The organism is Kitasatospora paranensis (assembly GCF_039544005.1).
Classification (GTDB): Bacteria; Actinomycetota; Actinomycetes; order Streptomycetales; family Streptomycetaceae; genus Kitasatospora; species Kitasatospora paranensis.
The window spans coordinates 3,074,670-3,097,823 of record NZ_BAABKV010000001.1 but is presented as its reverse complement, the minus strand read 5'-3'; the positions used below and the strand labels follow the sequence as shown (position 1 = coordinate 3,097,823).

20 protein-coding genes, 2 tRNA genes, 1 pseudogene and 1 riboswitch are annotated in these 23,154 nt (G+C 71.6%); of the genes and pseudogenes, 18 read left to right on the top strand and 5 right to left on the bottom strand.

Annotated features, from left to right (window positions below; all coding sequences use genetic code 11):
- Positions 1-45: 45 nt before the first annotated feature.
- From ABEB13_RS40555 to ABEB13_RS15115, 5 genes and pseudogenes are all read left to right on the top strand, one after another.
- Positions 46-570: pseudogene (locus tag ABEB13_RS40555) on the top strand (maleylpyruvate isomerase family mycothiol-dependent enzyme); the annotation flags it as partial.
- A 400-nt stretch (positions 571-970) separates the two neighbouring features.
- The gene (locus ABEB13_RS15130) at positions 971-2,116 is read left to right on the top strand and encodes a glycoside hydrolase family 18 protein (protein WP_345705940.1); all 1,146 of its coding nucleotides are present in this window, start codon (positions 971-973) and stop codon (positions 2,114-2,116) included.
- A 372-nt stretch (positions 2,117-2,488) separates the two neighbouring features.
- Positions 2,489-3,898 carry an N-acetylglucosamine/diacetylchitobiose ABC transporter substrate-binding protein gene (gene ngcE / locus ABEB13_RS15125; RefSeq protein ID WP_345705939.1) on the top strand — a complete coding sequence of 470 codons (1,410 nt, stop codon included), beginning with the start codon at positions 2,489-2,491 and terminating at the stop codon, positions 3,896-3,898.
- Between the two features lie 75 nt (positions 3,899-3,973).
- Positions 3,974-4,906: a carbohydrate ABC transporter permease gene (locus tag ABEB13_RS15120; RefSeq protein WP_100890165.1), complete on the top strand. Its 933-nt coding sequence runs from the start codon at positions 3,974-3,976 to the stop codon at positions 4,904-4,906.
- Positions 4,907-4,920: 14 nt separating this feature from the next.
- Positions 4,921-5,859: a carbohydrate ABC transporter permease gene (locus ABEB13_RS15115; protein WP_100890166.1), complete on the top strand. Its 939-nt coding sequence runs from the start codon at positions 4,921-4,923 to the stop codon at positions 5,857-5,859.
- Between the two features lie 65 nt (positions 5,860-5,924).
- Here ABEB13_RS15115 and pepN read toward each other — a convergent pair whose 3' ends face one another.
- Positions 5,925-8,486, bottom strand: a complete 2,562-nt coding sequence (pepN, locus tag ABEB13_RS15110; protein WP_345705938.1) for an aminopeptidase N — start codon at positions 8,484-8,486, stop codon at positions 5,925-5,927.
- Positions 8,487-8,675: 189 nt separating this feature from the next.
- Here pepN and ABEB13_RS15105 point away from each other — a divergent pair, with 189 nt between their 5' ends.
- Positions 8,676-9,311 (top strand): mycothiol-dependent nitroreductase Rv2466c family protein, encoded by a 636-nt coding sequence (locus ABEB13_RS15105; protein WP_100890168.1) that lies wholly within the window; start codon positions 8,676-8,678, stop codon positions 9,309-9,311.
- Positions 9,312-9,384: 73 nt separating this feature from the next.
- Here the strand turns inward: ABEB13_RS15105 and ABEB13_RS15100 are convergent, their stop codons facing one another.
- Entirely contained in the window at positions 9,385-10,788 is a 1,404-nt protein-coding gene (locus ABEB13_RS15100; RefSeq protein ID WP_380231223.1) for an amino acid permease, read from the bottom strand.
- A gap of 296 nt (positions 10,789-11,084) precedes the next feature.
- Between ABEB13_RS15100 and ABEB13_RS15095 the strand changes: the two genes are divergently transcribed.
- The 4 genes from ABEB13_RS15095 to ABEB13_RS15080 all read left to right on the top strand — a co-directional run bounded on the left by ABEB13_RS15095 (position 11,085) and on the right by ABEB13_RS15080 (position 14,374).
- Entirely contained in the window at positions 11,085-11,684 is a 600-nt protein-coding gene (locus tag ABEB13_RS15095) for a biotin transporter BioY (protein WP_345705937.1), read from the top strand.
- 100 nt (positions 11,685-11,784) lie between these two features.
- On the top strand, positions 11,785-12,270 hold the full coding sequence (locus ABEB13_RS15090) for a ribose-5-phosphate isomerase (RefSeq protein WP_345705936.1): 486 nt from the start codon (positions 11,785-11,787) through the stop codon (positions 12,268-12,270).
- 243 nt (positions 12,271-12,513) lie between these two features.
- Complete coding sequence (locus ABEB13_RS15085) at positions 12,514-13,731, top strand: SpoIIE family protein phosphatase (RefSeq protein WP_345705935.1); 1,218 nt, start codon at positions 12,514-12,516, stop codon at positions 13,729-13,731.
- 448 nt (positions 13,732-14,179) lie between these two features.
- Positions 14,180-14,374, top strand: a complete 195-nt coding sequence (locus ABEB13_RS15080; RefSeq protein WP_345705934.1) for a hypothetical protein — start codon at positions 14,180-14,182, stop codon at positions 14,372-14,374.
- Positions 14,375-14,469: 95 nt separating this feature from the next.
- Here ABEB13_RS15080 and ABEB13_RS15075 read toward each other — a convergent pair whose 3' ends face one another.
- Positions 14,470-15,291, bottom strand: coding sequence for a DUF6348 family protein (locus ABEB13_RS15075; RefSeq protein ID WP_345705933.1), 822 nt, complete (start codon positions 15,289-15,291; stop codon positions 14,470-14,472).
- 473 nt (positions 15,292-15,764) lie between these two features.
- Positions 15,765-15,928: riboswitch (cyclic di-AMP (ydaO/yuaA leader) on the top strand.
- 5 nt (positions 15,929-15,933) lie between these two features.
- Between ABEB13_RS15075 and ABEB13_RS15070 the strand changes: the two genes are divergently transcribed.
- From ABEB13_RS15070 to ABEB13_RS15060, 3 genes are all read left to right on the top strand, one after another.
- Positions 15,934-16,854, top strand: a complete 921-nt coding sequence (locus ABEB13_RS15070) for a M23 family metallopeptidase (RefSeq protein WP_345705932.1) — start codon at positions 15,934-15,936, stop codon at positions 16,852-16,854.
- A gap of 332 nt (positions 16,855-17,186) precedes the next feature.
- Positions 17,187-17,444 (top strand): hypothetical protein, encoded by a 258-nt coding sequence (locus ABEB13_RS15065; protein WP_100890176.1) that lies wholly within the window; start codon positions 17,187-17,189, stop codon positions 17,442-17,444.
- Positions 17,445-17,548: 104 nt separating this feature from the next.
- On the top strand, positions 17,549-17,971 hold the full coding sequence (locus tag ABEB13_RS15060; RefSeq protein WP_345705931.1) for a hypothetical protein: 423 nt from the start codon (positions 17,549-17,551) through the stop codon (positions 17,969-17,971).
- A 46-nt stretch (positions 17,972-18,017) separates the two neighbouring features.
- Here ABEB13_RS15060 and ABEB13_RS15055 read toward each other — a convergent pair whose 3' ends face one another.
- The gene (locus tag ABEB13_RS15055) at positions 18,018-18,509 is read right to left on the bottom strand and encodes a hypothetical protein (RefSeq protein WP_345705930.1); all 492 of its coding nucleotides are present in this window, start codon (positions 18,507-18,509) and stop codon (positions 18,018-18,020) included.
- A 219-nt stretch (positions 18,510-18,728) separates the two neighbouring features.
- Here ABEB13_RS15055 and ABEB13_RS15050 point away from each other — a divergent pair, with 219 nt between their 5' ends.
- Positions 18,729-19,136, top strand: a complete 408-nt coding sequence (locus ABEB13_RS15050; protein WP_345705929.1) for a hypothetical protein — start codon at positions 18,729-18,731, stop codon at positions 19,134-19,136.
- A gap of 94 nt (positions 19,137-19,230) precedes the next feature.
- On the opposite strand, the gene ABEB13_RS15045 is transcribed toward ABEB13_RS15050, so the two are convergent.
- A tRNA-Gly gene (locus tag ABEB13_RS15045) sits at positions 19,231-19,304 on the bottom strand.
- A gap of 176 nt (positions 19,305-19,480) precedes the next feature.
- Between ABEB13_RS15045 and ABEB13_RS15040 the strand changes: the two genes are divergently transcribed.
- The 4 genes from ABEB13_RS15040 to ABEB13_RS15025 all read left to right on the top strand — a co-directional run bounded on the left by ABEB13_RS15040 (position 19,481) and on the right by ABEB13_RS15025 (position 22,855).
- A tRNA-Pro gene (locus ABEB13_RS15040) sits at positions 19,481-19,554 on the top strand.
- 256 nt (positions 19,555-19,810) lie between these two features.
- Entirely contained in the window at positions 19,811-21,211 is a 1,401-nt protein-coding gene (tig, locus tag ABEB13_RS15035; protein WP_157818840.1) for a trigger factor, read from the top strand.
- Positions 21,212-21,515: 304 nt separating this feature from the next.
- A complete protein-coding gene (locus ABEB13_RS15030) occupies positions 21,516-22,148 on the top strand; it encodes an ATP-dependent Clp protease proteolytic subunit (protein WP_345709671.1) in 633 nt (210 codons plus the stop codon).
- A 50-nt stretch (positions 22,149-22,198) separates the two neighbouring features.
- Positions 22,199-22,855, top strand: a complete 657-nt coding sequence (locus ABEB13_RS15025) for an ATP-dependent Clp protease proteolytic subunit (RefSeq protein ID WP_345705928.1) — start codon at positions 22,199-22,201, stop codon at positions 22,853-22,855.
- Positions 22,856-23,154 lie beyond the last annotated feature (299 nt).

The following is a 23,154-nucleotide window of genomic DNA, read 5'->3' as shown; positions in this document are numbered from 1 at the left end:
CCGTGCGGGGGCGCGGCCCGGCCGTCGTCGTGCTACGACGGAGGCATGGCGACGACACGTGATCCCTGGCCGCTCGTCCATGCCGAGCGGCGCGCGCTGCTCGCGGACGCCGGGCGGTTCACGGCGGAGCAGTGGGCGACGGCCTCGCTCTGTCCCGGCCGGACGGTCCGGGACACCCTGGCGCACATGACGGCCACCGCGCGGACGACCCCGCCGGGCTTCTTCCTGAAGATGGCCGGGGCCGGGTTCCGGTTCGAGGTGATGGCCTCCCGGGACATCGCCGCGCTGACCGCGGGCACGCCCGCCGACACCCTCGCCGCGTTCGCCGCCCGGGCGGACTCGGTCGCGCACCCGCCCGGCCCGGTCGACAGCTGGCTCGGTGAGACGGTGGTGCACGCGGAGGACATCCGGCGGCCGCTCGGGCTCGTCCGCGCCTACCCGCCCGAGGCGCTGACCCGGTGCGCGGACTTCTACCGGCGGTCCAATCTGCTGATTGGCGGCAAGCGCCGGGTGGCCGGGCTGACCCTGAGGGCCACCGACGCCGCCTGGACGGCCGGCAGCGGGCCGGAGGTGGCCGGGCCGATGCTCGGACCTGCTCCTGGTGGTCACCGGGCGTCCTGCGGGCCTCGTGGGGCTCACGGGGGAGGGCCTGCCGACGCTGACTGCACGTCTCTGATCCGCCGTCGGCCCGCACCGCGCGGCCGGTGGCCGCCCGGTCCGCCCCCTTGTGCGAACGGGCCGATGTGGACTAAACCTCTGTCTCAGCTTGGTCCAGACCATTTGATGCTGACTCAGAGAAGGCCACGGGCATGCCCAGACGCACCTCAGCAGTCCTCGCGGTGGCACTGGCCACCGTTCTCGCCGCCCCCGCGGCCGCGCAGGCCCACGACGCCCAGGCCCCCGCCTGAAGGGCCAGCGGGTCGGCTACTTCACCCAGTGGGGTGTCTACAGCGGGGCCACCGCGCGCCGCGTGCAGGAGACCGGCCAGGCCGGCAGGCTCACCGTGCTCAACTACGCCTTCGGCAACGTGTCCGCCGACGGCACCTGCTTCGAGGCCAACGGCGCCGGTGTCGGCGACGCCTGGGCCGACTACCAGCGCCCGGTCGGCGCGGACGAGTCCGTGGACGGCGTCGCCGACACCGCCGACCAGCCGCTGAAGGGCAACTTCAACCAGCTCCGCAAGCTCAAGGCGAAGAACCCGCAGCTCAAGGCGGTCGTGTCGCTGGGCGGGTGGACGTGGTCGAAGTACTTCTCCGACGCCGCGGCAACCGACGCCTCGCGGAAGAAGTTCGTCGCCTCCTGCATCGACCTGTACCTCAAGGGCAACCTGCCGCAGCTCGGCTCGGTCGAGGGCGGCGCCGGGTCGGCCGCCGGGGTCTTCGACGGCATCGACATCGACTGGGAGTACCCGGGCGGCGGCGGTGACGCGGGCAACGTCGTCCGCCCCGAGGACGGCCACAACTACACCCTGCTGATGCAGGAGTTCCGCCGCCAGCTGGACGCCCTGGGCGGCCGGCACACCCACTACCTGCTGACCGCCGCCGTGCCCGCGGGCGAGGACAAGGCGGACCGGCTGGAGGTCGCCAAGGTCGCCAGGTCCGTCGACTGGCTGAACCTCATGACGTACGACCTGCACGGGCCCTGGGAGCCGCTGGGGCCGACGAACCACCAGGCCAACCTCTTCTCCGACAGCGCGGACCCGTCCCCGCAGAACGCCGGGTACAGCGCCGACCGCGTCGTCCGGCACTACCTGGCGAAGGGCCTGCCGCCGGCGAAGGCGGTGCTCGGCGTGCCGTTCTACGGCTACGGCTGGACGGGTGTCCCGGACGGCGGCAAGGCCGGGCTCTACCAGCCGGCGACCGGCCTGGCCCAGGGCGGCAACCTGCCCTACAACCGGATCAAGGACCTGCCCGGCACCGTCCACCGGGACTGGCTGCACGGCGCGACCTGGAAGTACGACGGCACCGAGTTCTGGACGTACGACACGCCCGAGCTGCTGACCCTCAAGGCCCGCTACACCCGCCTGCTGGGCCTCGGCGGCGTGATGGCCTGGTCGCTGGACAACGACGACGCCCAGGGTTCGCTGGTGGCCGCACTGGACAATGGTCTGAGGTAACGGTCCGCCGGCCGGCCGCTCTCCGCGCAGCTTCGCGTATCACGATTTATGAAAGGTGATGCGCGAAGCTGCGCGTTTCTATGTTCAAACGCACATGAACGCGCTACCTTCTCGGTGTCGGGCGGGTCGCAGCAATGGGCAGGCTCCCTGCGCATTGCACATGCTGCACCGCCCGCAACGCTTTGACCCCCACGCAGCCCATCCGGCAGCCGGACTATTGCCGCCGGGTGAACAGTGGACTATACCTTTGCGCATCGCATACACCGCCTCTGACCGGCATCGATGCCGCTAGGCGCGCTTGAAACAGCGGGACTTGACGCTCCGTCATACCCGTCAGAAGCTTCTTGGACACCGAGGGGTAGGAGCACTCACATGGGCTCTGCAACCGAGTACAACCGCCGGGACATCTTCAAGCGGGCTGCCGGCGTCGCCGTGCTCGCGGCCACCGGCGGATCCCTGCTCACCGCGTGTGCCGGCGGTACCGGCGGCAGCAGCGACAAGGGCAGCAAGACGGCCGGCGGGTACAACCTGACCGACGCCAAGAACCCGTTCGGCGTCAAGGACGCCGACGGCCTCGAGGTCTTCATCTTCAACGGCGGCTACGGCAGCGACTACGCCAAGGCCTTCGAGGCGATCTACTCGAAGTCCTACCCCGGCGCCAAGATCAACCACCAGGCCGACCAGGACGTCACCGGCAAGCTCCAGCCGCGCTTCAACGCCGGCTCGCCGCCGGACGTCATCGACGACTCGGGCAACAAGCAGATCAAGCTCGACGTGCTCGCCGACTCCAACCAGCTGACCGACCTGGCCCCGCTGCTGGACGCGCCGTACATCGACGACCCGACGAAGAAGATCCGCGACGTCCTGATGCCCGGCACCATCGAGTCCGGCACGGTCAAGGGCAAGGTCTACAACCTGTCCTACGTCTACACCGTGTGGGGCTTCTGGTACTCCAACAAGCTCTTCAAGGAGAAGGGCTGGACGGCGCCGAAGACCTGGGCCGACTTCATCACCCTGTGCGGCACCATCAAGGCCGCCGGCATCGCGCCGCTCGCCCACCAGGGCAAGTACCCGTACTACATCAACGTCGCCATCCTGGACATGATCGCCAAGCAGGGCGGCCTGGACCTGATGAAGCGCATCGACGCGCTGGACGCCACCGCGTGGGACGACCCGGCCGTGAAGACCGTCGTCGAGTCCTTCTACCAGGTCGTCGACAAGGACTTCCTGCTCCCCGGCACCAACGGCATGACCCACATCGAGTCGCAGACCGCGTGGAACCAGTACAAGGCCGCGTTCATCCCCTGCGGTTCCTGGCTGGAGAACGAGCAGCTCGCCACCACCCCGGCCGACTTCGACATGGTCTTCATGCCGATGCCGTCGCTGCCCGGTGACAAGCTGCCGGCCGACGCGATCCGCGCCGGCGCCGGCGAGCCGTTCATCGTCCCGTCCAAGGCCAAGAACGTGGCCGGCGGCCTGGAGTTCCTCCGGATGATGCTGACCAAGGAGGCCTCCGGCAAGTTCGCCCAGGCCGCCAACAGCCTCACCTGCCTCAAGGACGGCGTCGGCCCCGAGGTCAAGCTCAAGCCGGGCACCGCCTCCACCGTCGTCGCCCTCAAGGCGGCCGCGGCCAACACCTTCAACTTCCAGTACCCGAACACCGCGTCCAAGTTCGACGAGGACCTGCAGAACGCCTCGGGTGAGCTGATGGCCAAGCGCATCACTCCCGCCGAGTGGATCAAGCGCGCCAAGGACTCCGCCACCAAGAACAAGACCGCCTGACCGGCGGACTGACGAACGCGCCGGGGGCCTCGAACGGCCCCCGGCGCGCACGCCTGACGGACAGGAGAAGTGACCATGCGTCACGGCAAGTACCCCTTCATCGTGGGGTTTCTCTTTCTCCCGATCGTGCTGTACGTGGGCCTGGTCCTCTGGCCCTACGCACAGACCTTCGGGTACTCCCTGACCGACTGGTCGGGGCAGAGCCAGGAGATGAACTTCGTCGGCCTGGACAACTACACCAAACTCTTCGGTGACGAGGTCTTCCTCGGCGCACTCGGGCACAACATCCTGCTGCTCGCGGTGCTGCCGGTCGTGACGATCCTGATCGCGCTGTTCTTCGCCTTCATGCTGAACGTCGGCGGCCGCAGCGGCACCGGCGGCGTCCAGGGCGTCCGAGGCGCGGCCTTCTACAAGGTCGTCTTCTTCTTCCCACAGGTGCTGTCGATCGCGATCCTCGCCGTGCTCTGGCAGGCGGTCTACCGCACCGACGCCAGCGGCCTGTTCAACGGCGTGCTGATCAAGCTCGGCCTGGTGGACGCCCAGAACCCGGTGGCCTGGCTCTCCGACCCGAACCTCGTGCTCTGGTGCATCCTCGGAGTGCTGGTCTGGAGCGGCGTCGGCTTCTACCTGGTGCTGTTCTCGGCAGCCATGCAGTCGATCCCGAAGGACATCTACGAGGCGGCGCTGCTGGACGGCGCCAAGCGCGGCCAGACCTTCTTCCGGATCACCCTGCCGCTGCTCTGGGAGACCGTGCAGACCGCGTGGGTCTACCTCGCGATCGTCGCGATGGACGCCTTCGCCCTGGTGGCCAGCATGACGCCCGGCCGTACCTACGGCGGCGGCCCCGACCACCACAGCGAACTGATGTCCACGTATCTGATGCGCAACTTCCTCGCCTTCGGCGAGGCCGGCTACGCCTGCGCGATGGGTGTCGTGATCTTCTTCTTCACCCTCATCCTGTCCGTCGTCTCGCTGCGGGTCACCCGGCGCGAGCGGATCGAGTACTGAGCGGGGCCATGGCTATGAGTACCAGCATCGACGACACCACGGCCGTCCCCGTCCAGCGCGGCGCCCGCCCGGCGGGGAAGCCGGCGCGCTCCTCCGAGGGCGGCGGCGCCCTGAACGTCTTCTCACACGGCTTCCTCGCCGTGTGGGCCGTCATGATCCTCTTCCCGCTGGCCTGGGTCGTGCTCGGCGCGTTCAAGACCGACTCCCAGATCAACGGCTCGGCGTGGAGCTGGCCCAGCCACTTCCACTTCGACGCCTTCACCCGGGCCTGGTCCAAGGGCATCGGCGGCTTCTTCGCCAACACGCTGATCGTGCTGGCCGGTTCGCTGACCCTGACCATGCTGCTCGGCGCGATGGCGGCCTATGTGCTCGCCCGCTACGAGTTCAAGGGCAACCGGCTGATCTACTTCCTGTTCGTGGCCGGCGCGATGTTCCCGGTCTACCTGGCCCTGGTGCCGCTGTTCTTCATGGTCCGCAACCTCGGTGAGATCTCCCCGTACCTCGGCCTGAACAGCTACCTCGGCCTGATCCTGGTGTACGTGGCGTACTCGCTGCCGTTCACCGTGTTCTTCCTGCACTCGTTCTTCCGGACGCTGCCGACCGCGATCCACGAGGCGGCGATGCTGGACGGCTGCTCGCACACCCGCGCGTTCTTCCAGATCATGGTGCCGATGGCCAAGCCCGGCCTGATCAGCGTGGGCATCTTCAACGTGCTCGGCCAGTGGAACCAGTACATCCTCCCGGTGACCCTGATGCAGCCGACCACGGCCGGCGAGTCCGACCACTCGATGCTCGCCCAGGGCCTGGTCAACCTCGCCCTGCAGTCCGGCTACAAGAGCGACGCCCCGGCCCTGTTCGCCGGTATGACGATCGCCATGCTGCCGGTGCTGGTGGTGTACCTGTCCTTCCAGCGCCAGGTGCAGTCCGGCCTCACCTCGGCCACCCTCAAGTAGGCCCTGCGCGCAACGGCGAAGGCCGCCCCACCGGATCCGGTGGGGCGGCCTTCGCGCGTGCCGGGTCAGCCGCGGTCGCAGGCCTGCGCGCGCAGCGCCCGGGCGAGGTCGTCGCGGCACTCCAGGACGAGCCGGCGCAGTGCCGGGGCCGCGTCGGGGTGTCCGTCCAGCCAGGCGTCGGCCCGGTCCAGGGTGGCCTGCTCGGTCTGGAACTTCGGGAAGAAGCCGCCGACGATCCGCATCGCGATCTCGATCGTGCGCTGCTCCCAGACCGACTCCAGCACGGCGAAGTAGCGGTCGGTGTACCCGGCCGTCAGGTCCCGTCGGCCGGCCTGGGCGAAGCCCGCGATCTGGGCCTCGACCAGCGCGTTCGGCAGTTCGTCGGAGTCGACCACGGCGGCCCAGGCGGCGGCCTTGGCCTCCGGGGTGGGCCGGGCGGCCAGGCACTGGACGAGCTGGCGGCGGCCGCTGGCGGTGTTGTCCCGCTGCAGCTCGCCCTCCAGCTCCTCGGCGCCGGCGTCGCCCGAGGCGGCCAGCGGCAGCCACAGGGCCCAGCGCAGCTCCTGGTCGACGTCCAGGCCGTCGATCCGGGCGGTGCCCTCCAGCAGGCCGCGGACGAGCTGCAGCTGCTCGGGGGCGTCCGCGACCAGGGCGGTGAACCGGGCCCAGGCCAGCTGCTGGTCGCTGCCGGGGGCGGCGGCCCGCAGCTCGCGGACGGCGCCCTCGGCGAGCAGCCGGCCGCCCTCGGCGCGCCAGGCCGGGTCCGCGTACAGGTCGAGCGCGCCCTTGGCCTGCTGGTGCAGCGACTGGAGCACGCCGATGTCGGACTCCCGGCCGGCGAAGCGCAGCACCAGGTCGAGGTAGTCCCGGGTCGGCATCAGGCCGTCCCGGGTGAGGTTCCAGACCGCGGACCAGGCCAGTGCCCGGGCGAGGTCGTCGCGGATCAGGCCCAGTCCGCCGCGGAGCGTCTCCAGCGACACCTCGTCGAACCTGATCTTGCAGTACGTCAGGTCGGCGTCGTTGACCAGCACCAGGGCGGGCCGCGGCCGTCCGGCGAGGGCGGGGACGACGGTGCGGGCGCCGGTCACGTCGAGTTCGACCAGCTCGGTGCGGACGAGGTCGCCGGCGGCGTCCCGGTCGTAGAGGCCGACCGCGATCCGGTGCGGGCGCAGCGTGGTGCCGTCCTGGAGCACCGCGAACTCGGTGATCCGGCCGTCCGCGTCGGCGGTCAGCTGCGGGGTGAGCGCGTTGACGCCGGAGGTCTGCAGCCAGGCCGCGGACCACGTCTTGAGGTCGCGGCCGCTGGTCTGCTCCAGCGCGTCCAGCAGGTCGGTGAGCACCGTGTTGCCGTAGGCGTGCCGCTTGAAGTACTGGCGGGCGCCGGCGAAGAAGGCATCCCGGCCGACGTACGCCACCAGCTGCTTGAGCACCGAGGCGCCCTTGGCGTAGGTGATGCCGTCGAAGTTGAGCTTGGCGTCCTCCAGGTCCCGGATGTCCGCGGTGATCGGGTGCGTGGTGGGGAACTGGTCCTGCCGGTACGCCCAGGCCTTGCGGCGGTTGGCGAAGGTCGTCCAGGCGCCCGTCCAGCGGGTCGCCTCGACCTGGGAGATGGAGCCCATGAAGTCGGCGAAGGACTCCTTCAGCCACAGGTCGTCCCACCACTTCGGGGTGACCAGGTCGCCGAACCACATGTGCGCCATCTCGTGCAGCACCACGTTGGCCCGGCCCTCGTAGGCCGCGTCGGTCACCTTCGACCGGAAGACGAACTCCTCGCGGAAGGTGACGCAGCCCGGGTTCTCCATCGCGCCGATGTTGTACTCCGGCACGAAGCACTGGTCGTACTTGCCGAACGGGTACGGGTAGTCGAACTCGTCGTGGAAGAAGTCCAGGCCCTGCTTGGTGACGGTGAAGATGTCGTCCGCGTCGAAGTGCGGGGCGAGCGAGCGGCGGCAGGTGGCGGCGAGCGGGATCTCCAGCCGGGTGCCGTCGGGCAGGTCGCGGCCGTAGTGGTCGCGGGCCACGTGGTAGGGGCCGGCGACGACGGCGGTCAGGTAGGTGGAGATCGGCTTCGTCGGGGCGAAGCGCCAGGTGCGGGCGGCGCCGTCCTCGGTGATCTCCTCGTGCACCGCGTTGGCGTACACGTCCCAGGCCGCGGGCGCGGTCACCGTGAAGGTGAACGGGGCCTTCAGGTCGGGCTGTTCGAAGGTGGCGAAGACCCGGCGGGCGTCCGCGGGCTCGAAGTGCGTGTAGAGGTAGGTCTCGCCGTCGGCGGGGTCGACGAAGCGGTGCATGCCCTCGCCGGTGCGGCTGTACGCGCAGTCGGCCTCGACCACCAGCTCGTTGGTGCCGGCCAGGCCGTCGAGCGCGATCCGGGCGCCGTCGAAGACCTCGGCCGGGTCCAGGTCGCGGCCGTTGAGGCGTACCGCGCGCACGGCCGGGGCGAGCAGGTCCACGAAGGTGGCGCTGCCGAGCGCCGAGGAGCGGAACTCGATCGTCGTCGTGGAGCGGAACGTGGTGGCTGCCGGGTCCGGCGCCGAGGTGAGGTCGAGATGGACGCGGTACCGGTCCAGGTCGATGCTCCGTGCCCGCTGTCGGGCTTCTTCGCGGCTCAGGTTCTTGCCCGGCACGGCGGTACTCCTTTGTCCGGTCGCACGCAGTGAGGTCGACGCAGGCCGAACCGGTGGATTCGGCCGTGCGCATCCTTTCACGGTGCCGGCGCCGGACTCGGTGCGGGCACGGTGGAATCAACGGCACGTCGCCGCTGTTGTCAGCCCGGGACACACCCGACCACACCTCCGTCCGAAGGGCGACGCTCCGTGACGACTGCCGACTCCCGCAAGATCGCCGACTTCTGGTTCGACCCGATCTGCCCCTGGGCCTGGATGACCTCCCGCTGGATGCTGGAGGTCGAGCAGCTGCGTCCGGTGGACACCAAGTGGCACGTGATGAGCCTCTCGGTGCTCAACGAGAACCGCGACGACCTGCCCGACCGCTACAAGGAACTGCTCGCGGCGGGCTGGGGCCCGGTCCGCGTCCTGATCGCCGCCGCCCAGGCGCACGGCGACAAGGTGCTCGGCCCGCTGTACACCGAGCTCGGCACCCGCTTCCACAACCAGGGCCTGCCGAACAGCCGGGAGACCATCGAGGCGGCCCTGGTCGCGGCGAACCTGCCGGCCGAGCTCGCCGACGCGGCCGACAGCGACGCGTACGACGACGCCCTGCGGGCCTCCCACCGCGAGGGCATCTCGCTGGTCGGCGAGGACGTCGGCACCCCGGTGATCGCGGTGGACGGCGCGGACGGCGACCGCGTCGCCTTCTTCGGCCCGGTGGTCACCCCGACCCCGCGCGGCGAGGCCGCGGCCCGGCTCTGGGACGGCACCGTCCTGGTCGCCTCCACCCCCGGCTTCTACGAGATCAAGCGGACCCGCACCGCCGGGCCGTCCTTCGAGTAGCCGGACAGCAGAAAGAGGCGGGGGCGACGGATCATCCGTCGCCCCCGCCCGCATGCGCGGCCCCGTGCCGGGGTCAGCCCCGGACGGCCCGCCGGGTGCCGAACCGGCCGGCGACCGCCAGGGCGACGGCCAGCCCGGCCGTGAAGTACAGCTGCACCCGGTTGCTCTCGTCGAGCAGCATCAGCGCCAGCACGCCGAGGATCCCGGCGAGCGCCACCCAGGTCAGGTACGGGAAGGCCCACATCCGCACGGTGAGCTGCTCCGGCTCCTCCCGCTCCAGCCTTCGCCGCATCCGCAGCTGGGCCACCGCGATGAACGCCCACACCACCAGGACGGCCGCGCCGACCATGTTGAGCAGCCAGGTGAAGACCGTCGCGGGCCACCAGTAGCTCAGCAGCACCGCGAGGAAGCCGAACGCGGAGGAGGCCAGCACGGCCCGCCGCGGCACCCCGCCCGAGGTGCGGGCCAGTGCCTTCGGGCCGAGTCCGCGCTGCACCAGCGAGTACGCCATCCGGGACGAGCCGTAGATGTTGGCGTTCATCGCCGACAGCAGCGCGATCAGCACCACCACGCTCATCACCCGCCCGGCCGCCGGGATCCCCAGCCCGTCCAGCACCGCGACGTAGGGGCCGGGGGTGACCAGCGAGGGCGAGTTCCACGGCACCAGGGTGACGATCACGGCCATCGAGCCGACGTAGAAGAGGGCGATCCGCCACATCGCGGTGCGCACCGCGCGGGCGACGCCGCGTCGCGGGTCGGGCGACTCGGCGGCGGCGATGGTCACGGTCTCCAGGCCGCCGTACGCGAACACCGAGGCGAGCAGGCCGGTGACCAGGCCGGTCGTGCCGTGCGGCAGGAAGCCGCCGTGGCCGGTCAGGTTGGCGGTGCCGGGGGAGTGGCTGCCGGGCAGCAGGCCCGCGACGGCCAGCACGCCGATCACCAGGAAGGCGGCGATCGCGGCGACCTTCACCGCGGCGAACCAGAACTCGAACTCGCCGAAGTTCTTCACCGCGGCCAGGTTGCTGCCGCAGAAGAAGGCCATGAAGACGGCGACCCAGACCCAGAGCGGGACACCGGGGAACCAGCCCTGCATCACGTGCGAGGCGCCGATCGCCTCGGCGGCGACGCCGACGCACAGCAGTGTCCAGAACATCCAGCCGACGGTGACCCCGGCCCACGGCCCGATCTCCCGTTCGGCGTGCACCGAGAACGAGCCGCTGGCCGGGCGGGCCGCCGACATCTCGCCGAGCATCCGCATGACCAGCATGACCAGCAGGCCGGAGGCGGCGAAGGCGAGCATGATGGCCGGCCCGGCGGCGGCGATCCCGGCGCCGGAGCCGACGAACAGGCCCGCCCCGATGACGCCGCCGAGCGCGATCATGGACAGGTGGCGCGGCTTGAGGCCCGGGGTCAGCCGGCCCTCGGCGGCCGGCTGGGCCGGCCGCGCGCGGGTGGGCGTGGGAGAGGGGGTCGTCATCAGGCGTCGTCCATGTTCGTCGGATTTCGGAGCGAGCTGTTCACTATTCGGTATGGGTGATGGACACGCCAAGGCTGTCCGCCGGAAGCTCGCGATCCGGACGCATCGCTCACGCACCGTGCCCGGTCGGTCACATCCGCCCAGCTCGCGGCGGGTGCCGGGCAGGCCGGACCCGACAACGGCACCCCCTGACGGTTTGTCGGGGACCGCGTCCGCCCGGACGGGCCGTCGGCGTAGGTTCACGAGTGTTCACCACGACCCGTCATGTCCGCCGAGCCGAACAGGAGCCCTCCCCGATGGCCACCGCCACGCCGATCACCGGCACCCCCGTCCTCGCCGACCTGCTGCCCCGCGCCACCACCCGGCTCGGCGCCCAGGCCCGCGAACTCGCCCTGGTGGCAGGCGGCGCCGCGCTCACCGGACTGGCCGCCCAGCTGTCGGTGCCCGTCCCCGGCTCCCCCGTCCCGGTCACCGGCCAGACCTTCGCCGCCCTGCTCGTCGGCACCGCCCTCGGCGCCCGCCGCGGCGTCGCCTCGCTCGCCCTGTACCTGCTCGCCGGCATGGCCGGACTGCCCTGGTTCGCCGAGGCCACCTCCGGCTGGACGATGCCCACCCTCGGCTACGTGCTGGGCTTCGTCCTCGCGGCCGGCCTCACCGGCGCCCTCGCCCGGCGCGGCGCGGACCGCAGCCCGGTGCGCACCGCCGTCGCCATGGTCCTCGGCACCCTGGCGATCTACGCCGTCGGCGTCCCCTACCTGGCCGCCGCCCTGCACCTCCCGCTCTCCCGGGCCGCCCAGCTCGGCCTCTACCCCTACCTCCTGGGCGACGCCCTGAAGGCGCTGCTCGCCATGGGCGCCCTCCCGCTCGCGTGGAAGCTGCTCGGCGGCACCCGCTGACCGGCCGCACCCCGCCCTCCGGCCGGCCGGCCGGCCGCGTCCCGACGCGCCCCGGGCCCCCTGCCGCGGCCCGGGTGCACGCGCGTGCCACACTCATGGCATGCGCGTGTACCTGGGCTCGGACCATGCCGGCTACGAACTGAAGAACCACCTCGTCGAGTGGCTGAAGGGCGCCGGCCATGAGCCGGTCGACTGCGGCCCGCACATCTACGACGCCGAGGACGACTACCCGCCGTTCTGCCTGCGCGCCGCCGAGCGCACCGCGGCCGACCCGGAGGCACTGGGCGTCGTGATCGGCGGCTCCGGCAACGGCGAGGCGATCGCCGCCAACAAGGTCAAGGGCGTCCGCGCCGCACTCGCCTGGAGCGAGCAGACCGCCGCCCTCGGCCGCGAGCACAACAACGCCAACGTGATCTCCGTCGGCGGCCGGATGCACAGCGTCGACGAGGCCACCAAGTTCGTCGAGATCTTCCTCAACACCCCCTACAGCGGCGAGGCCCGGCACACCCGCCGGATCGAGATGCTCAGCGAGTACGAGACCACCGGCGAACTGCCGCCCGTCCCGGCCCACCACCCGCAGGGCTGACCCACCGTCGACACCCCGCCGTACGGGCCGTCAGGCCCGTACGGCGGCCACCCGACCCTCCCGCGGCGCCCCGGCCACGGTCGCCCGCCGCCCCGGCGCACGGTCGGCCCCGCACGCCCCGCGCAGGGCCCCCGCCCGCCGGTCGGCCGACAGGCCGAAACCCGCCACGGCCACCCGGCGAACCGTCGCCCGCCACCCCGGGCCGTCGACGCCGACCCGTACCGGTGGATAGGGTCGGACCCCATGGCTGGCCGCACGCCGGGCAGAACGCCCCACACGACTGCGACGGGCCCCACCGCGAGCGCGGCCGGGGAGACCGTCGGCGCCCGGCTGCGCGGCCGCATCCGCCGGCTCAGACGACGGCTCCGCCGCACCGGCGTCGACTACTTCCGCGGCGCCGCCCCGGACTGGTTCGCCTTCGCGCTGATGCTCGTGGCCGTCCCGGTCCTGGTCGCGCTCAACGTCTGGATCCCCGCCTGGATCCCGCCCACCGCCCTGGTGCTGCCCGTCCTTGCCGGCTCCCTGCTGCTCCGCCCGGCCACCCTCGTCCTGCTGTACGCCGCCGCCGCCGTCGGCCTCTCCACCGAGTCCGTGATCCACACCGGCGAGCGGGTCGCCAGCGACAACCCCGCGGCCTACGTCTACGGAGTCACCCCCGGCGCGGCCCTGGTGGTCGGCGCTGTCGGCATCGCCGGCCTGCTGGTGGCCCAGTTCCGCAGCCGGGTCGGCGTGCCCTGGCGCGGCGGCGGCACCATGCTCTTCGACCTGCGCGAGCGGCTGCGCGTCCAGAGCCAGGTGCCGCAGCTGCCCGAGGGCTGGTACGCCGACATGGCGCTGCGCCCGGCCGGCGGACAGTCCTTCTCCGGCGACTTCGTGGTCGCCGCCCGCACCGGCAGCGCCCGCCGCACGCTGGAGGTGGTGCTGGCGGACGTCTCCGGCAAGGGCATGGACGCCGGCTCCCGCGCGCTGCTGCTCTCCGGCGCGTTCGGCGGCCTGCTCGGCTCGCTGCCGGCCCACGACTTCCTGCCCGCCGCCAACGGCTACCTGCTGCGCCAGGACTGGGACGAGGGCTTCGCCACCGCCGTCCACCTGGTGCTCGACCTCGACACCGGCCAGTACGAACTCCTCTCCGCCGGGCACCTGCCGGGCATGCAGCGGCTCGGCGGCAGCGGCCGCTGGGAGTTGCGGGAGTCCGCCGAGGGCCCGCTGCTCGGCATCTACGACGGCGCCAAGTTCGAGGGCGTGCGCGGCACGCTGGACCGCGGCGACGTGCTGATGCTCTGCACCGACGGCATGGTCGAGGTGCCCGGGCGGGACCTCACCGAGGGCATGGACCGGCTGATGGGGGAGGCCGACCGGCTGGTGGCGGGCGGCTTCCGCGGCTCGGCGGGACGGCTGATCGAGCGGGTCGCCAAGGACGTCAACGACGACCGGGCCGTCCTGCTGGTCTGGCGCCGGTGACGGCGCGGACCCCGCTGTCAAGTCCCGTGCACTGATCTTCGGCCAATCCTCGGGCGTCCCACACGAGTCGATCACCGGCCCGCCGGGCGCCGCAGGGCCGCTCCGAAGACCGTGGGCCGGGCCCCGCCGACGCACCGTCAGGCGGCCTCGGCTATCGTCTCGGTCGGCGGGAATTCGTCTCAGATGGCAGGATCTTCGCGCCATGCTCCCGGCAAGTCCTTTACGCAGTCGGCACGAACGACCACACTGAGTCCGGGTGGATCGGTCATGGCCGGGGGATGGGGGGCAGCGCGTGCGGCAGGCGGCATGCGGTACGGCGCGGCGGGGCATCACCATGACGGCGGGACCGACCGGTGAGTTTTCAGGGACGGTCGGCGCAGGCCGCAGGCCGGCTTCGACACGGGGTTCCGCCGCGAACTCCCGCCAGAGCTTGAGGAAGTGAATCCGGGTGGCCTTCTCCGTCTCCGCGCTGTTCCTGTTCGGCGTCATCGTCGTCATCTTCATCCGCAACAAGCAGCTGAAGATGAGCCATGCGATCATCGCGGCGCTCTTCGGCTTCATGGTCAGCCAGTCCACGGCGGCCAAGCCGATCCAGGACTTCCTCAACCAGCTGGCGAAGACCATCTCGTCGGTCGCCAGCTGACCGCCGGCCGCTGACCGACCGGCGGTCGGACGTGCCACCGGCCGTCCGGGCCGCCACCAGGCCCGGGCCGGGTCGGACGTGTCCGGCGCGCCGGGTCAGGACGGGCGGCGCTCCGCGCGCGCCCGGCGCCAGCGGCCGAGCAGCCCGCCGCGTCCCGGCTCCGCCGACCACCGCCCGGCAGGTCCGGCGGAGGGCGCCGCAGTCGCGCGGGGGTCGGCCTGCGCAGGTCCCGGCATGCCCTCGGGCACCAGCAGGACGAACAGCCGGGCCCAGCACAGCCGCTCGCCGCGCGGCCAGGCGAGCGCGCGCAGGGCGGCCGAAGCACGTTCCGCGACCTCGCCGCCGATCCGGACCTCCGCCACGTCCTCGCCCAGCCGCCCGCCGAAGAAGAGCTTCACCCCGGTCACCCCGGCCGGCAGCGGCCCGGCCAGCTCCGGGGCCAGCGCCGCCGCCAGCTGGGGCAGCACCTGGTGGTCCGCCAGCCAGTCGGCCAGCCGCTCGCTGCCGAAGCCGAACACCGCCGCCGGGCCCTGTACGGCCTGCCAGCCGGGCAGCAGTTCCGTCCCGTAGTGGTCGCCGTGCTCCCCGCGCCCCTCCTGGAACTCCACCACGGCCGCCGCCGTCGTGGTCGCCCACATCCGTACGGCGCTGTCCAGCTGCTCCTCCTCGGTGCGGCCGAGCCCCGCCGTGCAGTCCCAGACCACGGGGCCGTCCGCCCGGCCCAGTTCGAGGACGTAGCCGAGGTCGACGTGCCCGGCGCCGCCCTGGCCGCCCTCGCCGGGGTGTTCGCGCACCGCGACCGCGGTCCGCCCCGGTCCGCGGACCACGCTGCCCTCGACGGTGAAGCGCAGGCCGTAGCGCGCCATCTCACGGACCACACTGCGCTGGATCACGTCCAGCCTGTCCTGCGGGCGCACCCCGGTGCTCCTCACTCCACGTCCGACCCCGGGGGCCGGCTCGAAAACGGTCGAACAGTCGGACGGCAGTGAGGCTATCGGCCGGCTCGGACGGGCCGGGCACCGGGCGCGCGGCCGCTCCGCCGGTCATCCGGGGCCGACGCCGCGGGGCGGTCCGCGGTTCCCCGAAAACCCCTCCGCGGAACCCGGGGTGACCAGTGTCACCGGCGTGTGCATGATCCGTGCCCGCCCGCGACCGACCGCGCACGCCGGGTGTACGAAATCGGCGAAACGCCATGATCCGGACACATGCGGTCATTGCGGCGGACGCTCTCCGTCCACCGGGAGCGGGCGGAGAGTCACGCCGGGGGTGATCGCCGAGGGCCCTCCAAGGGCCGGGGCTTGCTTCGAACGTGCTCGATCGGTTTTCCTCGGAGCCTGCCCGGCCAATCGACCGGGCGGGCCACCGGGCGGAACGCCGAGTCCTGCCGCCGTCCGGGGCCACGCACAATCTGTGCACGGCAGGAGCGGGGGACCCAAGGTAAGTGCCGCGCCCGGTAGTTCCGGGACGGCTTGGGGTGAAGTCGCGTCTTTTCGCGACCGGGCGATCTTCCCGCCCGAACCCGACAGCTCACCTCGTAGGCGTAGGAGAGGATCACCCCCATGTCCGTTCTGGGCACCCGTCTGACCCGTCTCGCTGTCGCCACCGGTGTTGCTGCTGCTGCCATCGCCATCCCGGCCACCGCCGCCAGCGCCCACTCCGCTCCCGCCGCCAAGGCCGCCGCCCCCGCCGCTGCCGCTCCGGCCGCCGCGGCCCCGGCCGCCGCGCAGGCCCCCGCCAAGTCCGCCGACTCGACTTACAAGGTCGTCGGCGGCGACACCCTGTCGAAGATCGCCAACGCCCAGCACGTGGACGGCGGTTGGCACAAGCTCTACCAGGACAACCGCCAGGTCATCGGCGGCAACCCGAACCTGATCTTCCCCGGCCAGCAGCTCTCCCTCGCGGGCCAGGCCGCCGCCGCGCAGGCCCCGGCCGCCGCCCCGGCCCCGGCCCAGAAGCCCGCCGCGCCGAAGCCGGCCGCGCCGAAGGCCGCCGCGCCGCAGACCTCCACCCCGAAGGCCGCCGCCACCACCCCGGCCGCGAAGCCGGCCGAGGCCGCCAAGCCCGCCGTCGCCGCCTCCGGCTACGTCGCCCCGGTCTCCGCGCCGCTCGGCACCCCGTACCACAAGGCCGGCTCCAACTGGTCCAGCGGCTACCACACCGGCGTCGACTTCGTCGTCTCCACCGGCACTGCCGTGCACGCCATCGCCGGCGGCACCGTCGTCGAGGCCGGCTGGGGTGGCGCCTACGGCAACAACGTCGTCATCAAGCACGCCGACGGCAAGTACTCGCAGTACGCCCACTTCTCGGCCCTGAAGGTCTCGGTCGGCCAGACCGTCTCCGCCGGCCAGGTCATCGGCCTCTCCGGTGCCACCGGCAACGTGACCGGCCCGCACCTGCACTTCGAGGTCCGCACCGGCCCGGCGTACGGCTCCGACATCGACCCGGTGGCCTACCTCGCCGCCCACGGTGTCCGCGTCTGACGCACCGCCACAGCCCGAAGGCCCGGACCGCTCCCTGCGGTCCGGGCCTCGGCCGTGCCCGGACCCTGCTCCTGCGCCCTTCCCCGCGGCCCTGGTCTCCGCAGCCGGCTGTCGGACGGTCCGTGATCGCGTCCCGGCAGGGCGGGGCCTGACCGGCCGGCAGCCGATCCCGCCCTCCGGCGCCGGCTGTCTCCGGGCGGGGCGGGCGGGCCACCCGCGTTCGAGCTGCGCTCACTCGTTCGACACGCCCCCGACCGGCCCAACGCCGGTGCGGCGGGGTGGTGGCGACCTAGCGTCGCAGACACGACAACCCCGTCGCGGAAGGGATCCACATGTACCGAGGCCTCACGCGCACCGCTGTTCTGCTCGCCCTCGCCGGCGCCGCCTGCCTTCCCGGCATCGCGACCGCCCAGGCCGCCGGCCAGACCCGGACGATCGTCATCGGCGACCAGAACCAGGTCGCCGGCAGCGACATCTTCAACGCGGGCGGCGACAACACGGTCGGCTCGAACGACGGCACCAACGCGGGCACCGGCCGACTCGACGTCTCCGCGATCGCCGCCGCCGTGGCCAAGCACTACCTCGGCTGACCTGCCGTCGCACCCGGCACGCCCCGGCCCCGGCCGGCGGACCCCACCGCCACGTCCGGGGCCGGACGCCGTGAGCGGGCACTCGCGCCGGTAGGGTGCGGCCCGTGTCCTTGCCCGAACCGGTGTCCGAGACCGCGCACCTCGTGATCGAGTCCCCACGCGCCGGAAACGGCACGGCCGGCGTCGCGCTCGCGGTCGCCCTGCTGCCGCTCGCGGCCGTCCTGTTGCTGTTCAGCCTCGCGCTCACCGCCGAGTCGCAGTCGCCGGAGGACTATCCCGGGCTCCGGGACAACCTCGGCCCCCTCGCGCTCGTGTTCCTCGCGCTGAGCGCGGCGGCGACGACGCTCGTCCTCCTCGCCGCCCGCCGGCTGCGCCGCCTGCTGCGGATCGCCGTCGTCCCGCTCTGCGTTTTGCTGCTCGTCGGCGCCGGCTACCGGGGCTGGACCCTGGCCCCTCTCCTGAAGTGCGGCGGCCACGGCGCCGTCGCCCGGCAGCCGGACGGCTCCTTCGCCTGCTACGACCGCTGAGGCGCACACCGCGCCTCTCCCCTGTTTCCGCTGCCTTTTCTTTCCGCTACGGGACCTTGCGGCAGCTGGGCCGGTCAGGGAGCGAGATGTAGGTGGTCCGGAGCCCGGCCGACACGGCGAGGGTGCTGACGCCCTTCCGGCCTCCCGGGCCGTAGCCCATCGCGGTCAGGGTCCCGCAAAGGTGGAGGGCGTCCTCGGCGCTGACGTCCTCCTTCATGTTCACCATCAGCTGGAGACCCAACCGGGCCTTGGTCAGGACGTCACCGGTGGTCGGGCTGCCGGAGCCGGCCCCCGTCGTCCGGATCATCGACCCGTAGGCGATGCCCGGCAGGCACCGGACCTCGGCCGGCAACGGTTCCGAGGTGATCCCGTCGGTGCTCGCCCCGCTGTCGGTCGGTTCCGGTTCGGCGGACGGACAGGCCGAGGCCGACGACATCGCCTGCGGCGCCCCGGCCGTCGTCGCTGCCGATGTGCAGCCCGCCGCCAGCGTGATCACGGCACCGACGGCGATGGTCAGCGTTGTCGTACGGATGTTCATGGTCCGGCTCCCCCGGTCGATTCGTGCAGACTCCAGCGGCAGTGATCATGTGGGGTCGGCCACGGTGGATCTGTGGCGGGGGCGGCGCGGCCATGGCCGCCGGGGCCCGGTCCTGGCAGGATGGCGCCATGACGATCAACCGAAAGGCGCATGCCGCGTAGGCGACCCGGCGCGCTCCGCGCCGCCCGCGACCTCCAACCGCACCGCATCGCCACGTGGGTGCGCGAGATACCGCCGATCGACCGCCTTTCGCGGGAGACCAGCGCCGCTGTCCGCCATGCCGAGGTCACCCATCCCGGCTACCACGTTCGTTCGGGCAGCGCCGAGGCCAACCTGCACCGCTACCGGGCCTTCCTGCGCCTGCCCGGCCGGAAGCTGAGGCCGACGCGGTCCGAGTGCCCGGCCTGCCCGGGCTGCCAGTACGACGACATCGCCCATGTCAGGGATGCCCTGCAGGACGTCCTGATGATCCTGCCGCTGCCTGCACGCGTCGAGTTCCGCCGACTCCTCGATGCCCTCGACTCCCGCTTCCGGAGCAGGACGCTGCCCGACCCATGGCTCCCCGACACCGACTGGCTCGGCGAGCCCCTGCCCTGGTGGCATCGGCGGGTCTACCAAGGGCGCTGAGGACGGGGAACCGTGCCCGGCGGGACGTTCGCGTCGCCGAGAACGACGAAGGCCCCAGCTCCGCGATCATGTCGCTGAGCTGGGGCCTTCGGTGTGGAGCGGGCGACGAGAATCGAACTCGCGTGGCCAGTTTGGAAGACTGGGGCTCTACCATTGAGCTACGCCCGCGTACGTGTGTTGACGGCGAACCGACCGCACGCTGCCCCGCAGGGCCGGTGGGCCATGGGGACGGGGGTCAGCCTACCTGGTCGGGTCATGCGAATGCACACTCCTTTCGCTCGCGGCGGCCGTCCGTATTTCGGTGAGGGGGCAGGGACCGGCGTGTACTCTTCCTCTCGGCACTACGGGGTGTGGCGCAGTTTGGTAGCGCGTCCGCTTTGGGAGCGGAAGGCCGTCGGTTCGAATCCGGCCACCCCGACAGTCTCGGCAGGGTCTCGTCAGACGGGCGGGGCCCTGTTGCTTTCGTGGTACCGGTAGGATGGGCCGCTGGAGGTGGTGCCTGCGGTGAACACCCAGGTGCACCGCCCGAGGGCGAGGAGTCACGCTCACCGTCCACCCCCTACGGGAGATGCAGCTCCAATCGCCCATCGCCCGTCTCGCCCGATCGGCCCGCCTTCCGGCAGGTCACGTCGGGCGGAGACAACCTGACCGCAAGCCCACTAGGAGACCTAACCGTGAAGAGCGCCGTCGAGACTCTGAACCCGACCCGGGTTCGACTCACCGTCGAGGTGCCCTTCGAGGAGCTCAAGCCCAGCCTCGACGCGGCGTACAAGAAGATCAACCAGCAGGTCTCGGTCCCGGGCTTCCGCAAGGGCAAGATCCCGAACCGCGTCATCGACCAGCGCTTCGGCCGTGCCGCCGTGCTGGAGGAGGCGGTGAACGACGCCCTGCCGCGCTTCTACACGCAGGCCGTCGACGAGGGCAAGATCGAGGTCCTCGGGCAGCCCGACATCACCGACATCGAGGGTGTCGAGCGGCTCGCCGACGGCGGTGACCTGAAGTTCACCGCCGAGGTCGACGTGCGCCCGGAGATCAGCCTGCCGGACTTCTCGGAGATCTCCGTCACCGTCGACGCCATCGAGGTGTCGGACGAGGACGTCGCCAAGTCGCTGGAGCAGCTCCGCGAGCGCTTCTCCTCCGTGAAGGACGTCGAGCGCGCCGCGGCCGCCGGCGACGTCGTGGTCGTCGACCTTGAGGCCAAGGTCGACGGTGAGGTGCCGGAGGACGGCACCGCCACCGGCGTGAGCTACGAGATCGGCTCCGGCCGCCTGCTGGACGGCATCGACGACGCCGTGATCGGCCTGTCCGCCGGTGAGTCCAAGACCTTCACCACCGAGCTCAAGGGCGGCACCCAGGCCGGCCAGCAGTCGGAGGTCACCGTCACCGTGACCGCCGTCCAGGAGAAGGAGCTCCCCGAGCTGGACGACGAGTTCGCCCAGCTGGCGAGCGAGTTCGACACCCTGGACGAGCTGAAGGCCGACTCCACCAAGCGCCTGGAGCGCATGAAGGAGTTCGACCAGGCCACCCAGGCCCAGGAGAAGGTCCTCGACGAGCTGCTGACCCGGGTGGAGATGGAGTACCCGGAGAAGCTCCTCCAGGACGAGGTCGGCACCCGCAAGCACAACCTGGAGCACCACCAGCTCGAGCCCATGGGCCTGACTCTGGAGGCCTACCTGGCCACCCAGGACAAGTCCGTCGAGGACTACGAGAAGGAGACCGAGGACCAGGCGAAGAAGGGCATCAAGACCCAGTTCGTCCTGGACGAGATCGTGGCGAAGCAGGAGCTGGGCGTGTCCCAGGAGGAGCTCACCGAGCACCTCATCCGCCGCGCCGCGGGCTCGGGCCTCACCCCCGACCAGTTCGCCCAGCAGATCGTGCAGGGCAACCAGGTTCCGCTGCTCGTCGGCGAGGTCGCCCGCGGCAAGGCCCTGGCGCTGGTCGTCGAGGCCGCCACGGTGACCGACAGCAACGGTGAGACCGTCACCTTCGAGGACGACGAGGACGAGACCGAGGCCTCCGCCGCGGTCGAGACCGTCGAGGTCGCCGACGAGGCTGCCGAGTCGACCGAGGCCTGAGCCTCACCCGCCTGAACGGCCAGTGGCCCGGACACCGCACGGTGTCCGGGCCACTGCCGTGTCCGGGCGATGCCCGGCGGCCCGCCGTGTCCCGGCCCCAGCCCCCGGCCCCGGCCCCAGCCCCCGGCCCCGGCCCCCGGCCCCCGGTGCGCGGGCGTGTTCCCCTGTGCACCCTGCGTCCACCCTGCGCTCACAGCGAACAGTTCTGCGTGGGGGATTCTGCGGCACGGCCTGCGCGTTAGGGTCGGTGGACAGCGCACACACGCAGATCGACTGAGCAGGTGGCTAAGTGACGTTCCCGCAGATGCAGATGGATGGCCTGACGGCGCCGCGCGCCGCCGCCGGTGACGTGCTCGGCGGCTTGGGCGACCAGGTCTACAACCGGCTGCTCAACGAGCGCATCATCTTCCTCGGCCAGCAGGTCGACGACGACATCGCCAACAAGATCACCGCACAGCTCCTCCTCCTGGCCGCGGACCCGGAGAAGGACATCTTCCTGTACATCAACTCCCCGGGCGGCTCGATCACCGCCGGCATGGCGATCTACGACACCATGCAGTACATCAAGAACGACGTCGTGACGATCGCGATGGGCATGGCGGCCTCCATGGGCCAGTTCCTGCTCACCGCCGGCGCCAAGGGCAAGCGCTTCTCGCTGCCCAACGCCAACATCCTGATGCACCAGCCCTCGGCGGGTCTCGGCGGTTCCGCCTCCGACATCCGGATCCAGGCCGAGCAGCTGCTCCGCACCAAGAAGCGGATGTCCGAGCTCATCGCGCACCACAGCGGCCAGAGCTTCGAGCGGGTCACCGCGGACTCCGACCGCGACCGCTGGTTCACCCCGGAGGAGGCCAAGGCGTACGGCCTCATCGACGAGATCATGCACAGCGCCGCGGACGTCCCCGGCGGCGGCGGCACCGGCGGCGGCAACGCCTGATCGTCGGCAGCAGACTTCCAGACCGCACGCTTCGGAGGACCGAACCCCCCATGAACACTCCCTACACGCCGCGTGGCGAGTTCCAGGGCGCCCGTGCCGAGGGCCGCTACATCGTGCCCCGTTTCGTCGAGCGCACCTCCCAGGGCATCCGTGAGTACGACCCGTACGCCAAGCTGTTCGAGGAGCGCATCATCTTCCTCGGCTCGCAGGTGGACGACGTCTCGGCCAACGACATCATGGCCCAGCTGCTGTGCCTGGAGTCGATGGACCCGGACCGCGAGATCCAGATGTACATCAACTCGCCCGGTGGCTCGTTCACGGCCCTGACGGCCATCTACGACACCATGCAGTACGTCAAGCCGGACATCACCACCGTCTGCATGGGCCAGGCGGCCTCCGCGGCGGCCGTGCTGCTGGCGGCGGGCACCCCCGGCAAGCGCATGGCGCTGCCGAACGCCCGCATCCTGATCCACCAGCCGTACACCGAGACCGGCCGCGGCCAGGTGTCGGACCTGGAGATCCAGGCCAAGGAGATCTTCCGGATGCGCGAGCAGCTGGAGGAGATGCTGGCCAAGCACTCCAACAAGCCGGTCGAGACGGTGCGCGACGACATCGAGCGCGACAAGATCCTGACCGCCGAGGAGGCGCTGGAGTACGGTCTGATCGACCAGATCATCTCCACCCGCAAGTCGTCGCTGACGGACTGACCGGGTACTTCGGGGGCGGGTCGTACGCCGGTGCGCGCTGCACCGTGACGTACGCCCCGCCCCGATCCGTTCCGGTCGCCCGATCGGACGGGCACAATGGACACCGGGCCTCATGCCCGTACGACGGCTTCTGTTCGGTATCAATTCGCCCAGGGCGTAGGGCAGAGCTGCGGAAGTCGGCGGAAAGTCCGGCTCGGCAGAGTACCGTCGGATAGCGAGACCGACCGCCGACGGCGCAACCGGTCCACAGCACCAGGCCCCGGACCCCTGCGGGGCCCCTGGCGAAGGGGAAGCACCTC